A 6,166-nucleotide genomic window follows, 5' to 3' on the forward strand; every position below is an offset into this window, starting at 1 on the left:
TCAACCGGATAGGGATCCGCTTTGATGGTGCGGTCTCAGTCAGTTCTACGTTCTGCTTGGGAAGGATCCACGTCGTGAGTGCCAAGGTCGCCGTCATCTACTACTCGTCCACCGGTCATGTCCACGAGCTCGCCAAAGCGGTAGCCGAGGGGGCGGAGAAGGCCGGTGCCGAGGTCCGGCTCCGGCGAGTGCCCGAACTTGCTCCGGACTCCGCCATCGACGCCAACCCGGCCTGGCGTGAGCACTTCGAGGCCACGAAGGACATCGAGGTCGCCACGCTCGACGACCTGTCCTGGGCCGATGCCTACGCCCTCGGTTCGCCCACCCGTTTCGGTAACATCGCAGCCCAGTTGAAGCAGTTCATCGACACCACTGGTGGGCTCTGGCAGCAGGGGGTCATGGCGGACAAGCCGGCCACCGGCTTCACCAGCGCCTTCAACGCCCACGGCGGCAATGAGTCGACGACTCTCGCCCTCTACAACACGTTCCACCACTGGGGTTCGATCATCGTGGCGCCGGGTTACACGGACCAGGTCGTCTACCCGGCGGGCGGCAACCCGTACGGCACCTCCCACCAGGGGGGCGAGGCCCCGTCCGAGGAGACCCTCACGGCCGCTCGCTACCAGGGTGAGCGCCTGGCGACCATCACAGAGCGTCTGCTGGCCGGCGCAAAGTAACACGCGGACTGCCGAATGTTTTACCGACTGTACGGGGCCGAGCGTTTACCGGCTCCGTACGTCGGTGTGCAGAGTTGTGGGCCTGTCGCCGTCCATCCGTCCGCCCGACGGAAGAGACGGTGACAGCTCTTCACTCGTTTTCCCCTTGAACCCACGGTCTTCACAGCTGTTTCATAGGCCTCACAGGTGCCTCGTTGAACTCAGGAGGGATCCAACACAGCCTGTGGGGGAACAATTGAATGCAGTAGTGAGCAAGTCGTAGTTGGTGCTTGAGTCTCCTTGCCAGCCCCAGCCCGCCGCGGATCGGCATAGGCGGTTCACCGCGCCGCCGGCACTCTGCCGGAGCAGATACTCTCGGTACTGGTCCGGAAACGCGATGCCCAGCTCTGCCTCCGCTTCGCAGATCTCCGCTTCGGACAACGGTGGCGGGGAGGCGACCTGAATTGCGGGCGGACTGCTGAGCTCGTCAGAGCGCCGCCCCCGAGCGATGCGTTGGTCTTCCACTATCCAATCGGTCGTCATGCAGGTGAGGGTAGACGCGAGCGATCTGTCAGGACCCTGCCGTGACATCGATGCGCCCCGCCAGGTTCTTGAGGTGTGGAGATCAAGCAGGCTCGTGCCGCCATGTCGCACCGTGCGTTCTGCGGTATCTCGGCTCGGCATTTGGGAGAGTTGATCGCCGAGCTCGCGACACGCTGGGACGCACGGTGCGAATCAGCCCGGCACGAGCGGCGGCACGGAGCCCGGAAGCGGAAGGCCGGCGCCGGGCCGAAGTACGAGCTGGTCTTCACCGACCGGGTCCTGGTGACGCTCGTCCACCTGCGGACGGGACTGACCCACGAGGCACTCGGAGCGATCTACGAGGTGGGTTCTTCCACCATCGGGCGTGCGATCAGCGAGATCCGTCCGCTGCTGGCCGCGCGCGGATTCGCGGCGCCGGCCGGCCCGGCCTTCGGCTACGGACGCTGCAGGACGTGTTCGCCTATGCCGCGGCCGAGAACGTCACGCTGAGGATCGACGGCACCGAGACCCAGGTCCGCCGCCCCCAGGCGCACTGCCCTGGACGCCGGGCCTTTGTCACTGGCAAGCGTAGGCAGAACACGATCAAGACCACCACGATCAGCGACCACCAGGGCCGCACTCTGTGGTCCGGCGCCACCCGGCCCGGCCGAATGCACGACCAGACCGCAGTGCGCACCGAGGGCATCGCAGAGCAGTTCCGGCAGTATCCCGCCGTGAAAGCTGAGGTCGACGAGGGCTACCGAGGTCTGGCCAACGAGTTCCGCCGGCAGCCCCGCCCAAAGCCCTGCACAGGCAGTCGTCGGCGAGCCGCTTCACTGCGCGGCAGACTGGAGTTCGACGGTCCCGCGCCCGGCACGCCGCTGAAGGTCAAGGCGACCCGCACGGACGCGACCGGCACTCACGGCGTGGGCACCGCCACCGTCAGGGAGGACGGCACCTTCACGGTCCTCGACGAGCCGGACTTGGCCGGCGACGCCACGTACACGGTGTCCTTCCTCGGCGACCTGACCCACCGTCCGGCCGAGGACCTCACCCGCACCGTCGCTGTCGGAAAGGCACCCACCTCCATCGCGCTCACGGCGCCGGCGGAGGCGACGCTCAGTGGGGGCGTCACCATCGCCGGCACCTTCACCGCGCAGGGCAAGGCACTGGGGGACCGGGCGGTGTTGAAGGTCGTACGGACCGACCAACTCGGCACCGGCACGCTGTCGTCGGTGACCGTCGCCGCGGACGGCACGTTCACCATCAACGACATTCCGCGCGCCCGGCGCGAGGTGACCTACACCGTCAGCTGGCCCGGCGACGGCCTGCACACGGCCTCGAGCGCCTCGGCGACGGTCTTCGTGAAGCGCTGATCCCTCCGGTCCTGCACCCGGCCCGCCAGGTGCCGGGTGTGGGGCTTTCGGCGGCGGGCCTCGGTCTCGCCACTGAGCGCCTCAGCGGTGGTTTGTCCCAGTGTCGTAGTGCCGTCAGGGTGCGCTGTTCTCAACGCCGTTCGAAGAGCCCGCGAACGAGATGGCGCCCTGCGCGACGGCACACAGGGTCTCGACACCGTCGCCGTCGACCGTGGTCAGATCGCAGCGGCAGACGACACGCGTACGGCCGGCTCGGATCACGCGGGCCTGTGCGCGCAGGATCTCGCCCGTGGCCGGTCGGAGATAGTCGATGGTGAATCCGGCCGTGAGGGGGCTCCCCCCGGCCATGGTGCCGGCGGCGAAGGTCAACGCGTTGTCCGCCGCATAACTGAGGACCCCTCCGTGGACGTACCCGTACTGCTGGAGGAGGTCGTCGCGGATGTCCAGCTCCAGCGTTGACTCACCGTCACCGAAGGACACCAATCGTGTACCCAGCAGGACACTGAAGGGCTGGGCTGCAAGGATCTTTCGGGCGAGGTCCAGGTCCGGGGCGTCGCTCACGTCTGTGCTCACTTCCCGTCGCTTCACTAGTGAAGCGAGGATGGTGTCAGGCTGCCGTGTCTGTCAAGATCGGCCCATGCCCGAGCCCGACCAGCGCCTCTTCTTCCTGCTGCAACGCGCGGCACACCAGCTGCGCACCACCGCGGACCGGCGTCTGCTGTCCGCTGCCGGGATCACCACGGCCCAGCTCGGTGCGCTGCTGGCCCTCAGCGATCAGCCCGGGATCACCCAGCAACAACTGGCTCATGTCCTGCACCAGCGCGAGTCCGGAATCACCGCGCTGGTGCGGCGGCTCTCGGACGCCGGCTTCATCACCAAGCGCAGGCATCCGAGCGAACACCGCGCTGTCGTGCTGGAACTGACCGATTGCGGGCTTGGTGCGCTTGCCGCGGCCCGGCCGGAGATCGACCGCTTCAACGCCGAGTTGCGAGCGCTGCTCGGCGATGACGGTTTCACCGGCACAGCCGCGGCCCTGCATCAGTTGGCTCGCTGGGAACCCTGAGGGACGCGCCGCATGGCTCGCAAGCGCCTGAGGAGGGGCCCGCGCTGCCAGGGGGGCGTAGCCAGGCCGGTGCTTCGATCGCGGCCGAGGAACAGCGCGAGGCGGAACGGCGGCGCGGAAGGAAGATGCGATCGCCCCGTCCGAGTGGCTCATCGAGCGGGACGAACCGCGTCAGTCGAGGTCGGCCTGCCACAGGTCGGGACCGAAGACTTCGTACTGGATGTCCCGCGGGGCCACCCCGTGTTCGATCAGTCGGCTCCGTACGGACTGCATGAACGGCAGCGGGCCGCACAAGTAGTAGAGCGCGTCGTCGGCAAGCTTTACGAAGGTCGGGTCCATCAGCCCCTCGAAGACTCCGTCCACTGGTTCGTGACTGTCCGCATCCCTTTCGTACCAGAGGTACATCCGCGCGTTCCTCAGTGCCAGGACGTCGTTGACGACTTGGCGGCGCAAGGGGAAGGCCCCTTCGTCGAGGTCGGCGTGAAGCAGGGTGACCGACAGCCCGGACTCGGCCACGACCAGGTGCGACAGCATCCCCGCCATGGGTGGAGACCCCGATACCCGCGCTGGTGAACACCACCGGCCGCCCCGGGTCATTGAGCACCACATCGCCGTACGGCACCGACAGCGTCAGGGTGTCGCCCACACCCACCGTGTCGTGCAGCAACATCTCACCGTCCGGGTCGCTGCCCTCGCCGCGCAACCGCTTGACCGAGAACTGACGGTGCTCCCCGTCGTCGGCCCGGGTCAGGCTGTACTGGCGCGGCTGGAGCTTCCCGTCGGGCATGCGCATCCGCACCGTGACGTACTGACCTGGCAGCGACGTCTTCACCAGGCGGTCGTCGACCCGTTTTACCACGAAGGTGACCACATCGTCGGTCTCCTTGGTCTTCCGCACCACTTGCCAGTCCCGCCACACCGTCTCCGGTCGGACCCCGCGCGCACTGTACAAGCCGCGCTCCTGGTTGATCAGGGCGTTGGCCATGAGCCAGAAGACCTCGTCCCAGGCAGCCGCGACTTCCGCAGTGACCGCTTCTCCCAGTACGTCACCGTCGCCCACATCAGGTTGTCATAGACGACCTGATACTGATCCGGGCGAATGCCGAGCGAAGCGTGCTTGTGCGCGATCCGCCGAAGGAGCTGCTCCGGCATTCGCTCCGGCGTCTCCACGAGAGTGGTCGCGAACGCGGCCACCGAGCCGGCCAGTGCCTGCTGCTGGTGGCCGTGCACCTGGTTGCCGCGGTTGAAGACGCCGTCCAGAAGCTCTGGATGCTTGGCGAACATGTGCTTGGAGAAGCGCTGGGCGATCTCGCCGATATTGTCGGCGACGACCGGGAGCGTCGCGGTGATGACTGGCCGGGACTCCTGCGAGAGCACGTGGCTACATCCAGAGGTCAACAGGAATTCCTCTGAGTCTCTCTTTAGAGCTCGTAACACGATCTTGGTGAAACGTGCCGGCTGGCCGTGACCGGTGTGAAGATTCGGCCGTTCGTGATGGTGTGAGTACTCGGCCGTGGATCGTGGACGACGACTTGATTGAGCCACTCCTGCCGCCTTGGCCGGAGCGGTCGCCGGGGCCGAGACCGGTGCCGGACCGGCTCTGTCTCCAGGGCATCCTGTTCGTCCTCTACAACGACATAGCGTGGCAACTCCTACCGCTGGAGCTGGGGTTCGGCTCGGGTCAGACGTGCTGGCGGCGTCTGGACCGGTGGCAGGAGGCGGGGGTCTTCGACCGGCTGCACCAGGTCCTGCTCGCAGAGCTGAACGCGGTCGGCGAACTCGACTGGTCACGGGCCTGCGTGGATGGTTCCCACCTCCGCGCGAAAAAGGGGGCGCCGACACCGGTCCGTCGCCGGTCGACCGGCGGAAGACGGGCAGCAAACACCACCTGATCTGCGACGGACGCGGCACCCCGCTCAAAGTCATCACCACCGCGGCGAACGTCAACGACATCACCCAGACCCTCAATCTGGTCGACGGCATCCCGCCCGTCGCTGGCCGGCCCGGCCGACCGCGACGGCGCCCCGAGTCCGTCCTGGGCGACAAGGCGTACGACTCGAAGGCCGTACGCCGGGAACTGCGGCGCCGCAGGATCCTGCCGGTCATCTCCCTCAAGGGCGCCCCGAACATCAAGGGCATGGGCAAGCTCCGCTACGTCGTCGAGCAGACTTTCGCCCTGCTCCACCAGTTCAAACGTCTCGCCGTCCGATGGGAACGACGCCTCGAACTCCACGACGCCTTGGTCTCATTGGGCTGCAGCCTCATCTGCTGGAGGCGCCTCACGAAGATCGAATCGTGAACTTGTGCTGCAACTCTAGGAGTTACGGCTCACGATTGAGTTGGCGTATGACGCGAGATCGTGGACCCAAACCTGCAGACGCCGTCTCCTGAGCATGTCCAAGAGAGGGAGGGAGTGCCGGTAGGTCGCTGACCAGGTGATGTCGGTGCCGCCACGGGGGGCTCGGGCCAGGTCCACAGACCCTCGATGAGATGTGAACAGCCCCGCGGCCTGTTCGTAGCTGAACCGCTGGTCGGGAAGCATCTCGACG

General features: G+C 66.8%; 9 protein-coding genes and 1 pseudogene. 5 read left to right on the forward strand and 5 right to left on the reverse strand.

Annotated features, from left to right (window positions below; genetic code table 11):
* Window positions 1–74 precede the first annotated feature (74 nt).
* Window positions 75–677 (forward strand): NAD(P)H:quinone oxidoreductase, encoded by a 603-nt coding sequence (gene wrbA / locus ACWDEX_RS35115; protein ID WP_450468518.1) that lies wholly within the window; start codon window positions 75–77, stop codon window positions 675–677.
* A 180-nt stretch (window positions 678–857) separates the two neighbouring features.
* On the opposite strand, the gene ACWDEX_RS35120 is transcribed toward wrbA, so the two are convergent.
* Entirely contained in the window at window positions 858–1,340 is a 483-nt protein-coding gene (locus ACWDEX_RS35120) for an SMI1/KNR4 family protein (protein WP_450468519.1), read from the reverse strand.
* Between ACWDEX_RS35120 and ACWDEX_RS35125 the strand changes: the two genes are divergently transcribed.
* Window positions 1,275–1,688: a helix-turn-helix domain-containing protein gene (locus tag ACWDEX_RS35125; RefSeq protein WP_450468520.1), complete on the forward strand. Its 414-nt coding sequence runs from the start codon at window positions 1,275–1,277 to the stop codon at window positions 1,686–1,688. The two genes, ACWDEX_RS35120 and ACWDEX_RS35125, sit on opposite strands and share 66 nt — an antisense overlap.
* On the forward strand, window positions 1,652–2,554 hold the full coding sequence (locus tag ACWDEX_RS35130; RefSeq protein ID WP_450468521.1) for a transposase family protein: 903 nt from the start codon (window positions 1,652–1,654) through the stop codon (window positions 2,552–2,554). Before ACWDEX_RS35125 ends, ACWDEX_RS35130 begins: the two co-directional genes overlap by 37 nt.
* Window positions 2,555–2,668: 114 nt before the next feature.
* Here ACWDEX_RS35130 and ACWDEX_RS35135 read toward each other — a convergent pair whose 3' ends face one another.
* Window positions 2,669–3,115 (reverse strand): PaaI family thioesterase, encoded by a 447-nt coding sequence (locus tag ACWDEX_RS35135; protein ID WP_450468522.1) that lies wholly within the window; start codon window positions 3,113–3,115, stop codon window positions 2,669–2,671.
* 76 nt (window positions 3,116–3,191) lie between these two features.
* On the opposite strand from ACWDEX_RS35135, the gene ACWDEX_RS35140 reads away from it, so the two are divergent.
* Complete coding sequence (locus ACWDEX_RS35140) at window positions 3,192–3,617, forward strand: MarR family winged helix-turn-helix transcriptional regulator (protein WP_450468523.1); 426 nt, start codon at window positions 3,192–3,194, stop codon at window positions 3,615–3,617.
* 171 nt (window positions 3,618–3,788) lie between these two features.
* Here the strand turns inward: ACWDEX_RS35140 and ACWDEX_RS35145 are convergent, their stop codons facing one another.
* The 3 genes and pseudogenes from ACWDEX_RS35145 to ACWDEX_RS35155 all read right to left on the reverse strand — a co-directional run bounded on the left by ACWDEX_RS35145 (window position 3,789) and on the right by ACWDEX_RS35155 (window position 5,015).
* Window positions 3,789–4,160 (reverse strand): hypothetical protein, encoded by a 372-nt coding sequence (locus ACWDEX_RS35145; RefSeq protein ID WP_450468526.1) that lies wholly within the window; start codon window positions 4,158–4,160, stop codon window positions 3,789–3,791.
* Between the two features lie 121 nt (window positions 4,161–4,281).
* Window positions 4,282–4,602, reverse strand: a pseudogene (locus ACWDEX_RS35150) (FAD-binding oxidoreductase); the annotation flags it as partial.
* Window positions 4,587–5,015: a hypothetical protein gene (locus tag ACWDEX_RS35155; protein ID WP_450468524.1), complete on the reverse strand. Its 429-nt coding sequence runs from the start codon at window positions 5,013–5,015 to the stop codon at window positions 4,587–4,589. The gene ACWDEX_RS35155 and the pseudogene ACWDEX_RS35150, both read right to left, overlap by 16 nt.
* A gap of 101 nt (window positions 5,016–5,116) precedes the next feature.
* Between ACWDEX_RS35155 and ACWDEX_RS35160 the strand changes: the two genes are divergently transcribed.
* Window positions 5,117–5,916 (forward strand): IS5 family transposase gene (locus ACWDEX_RS35160; protein WP_450468525.1). Its coding sequence is split into 2 segments (ribosomal slippage): window positions 5,117–5,425 and window positions 5,428–5,916, totalling 798 coding nucleotides; the frame shifts between segments, so codons are not numbered across the junction.
* Window positions 5,917–6,166: the final 250 nt, after the last annotated feature.

Source organism: Streptomyces sp. NPDC001020, assembly GCF_053599115.1.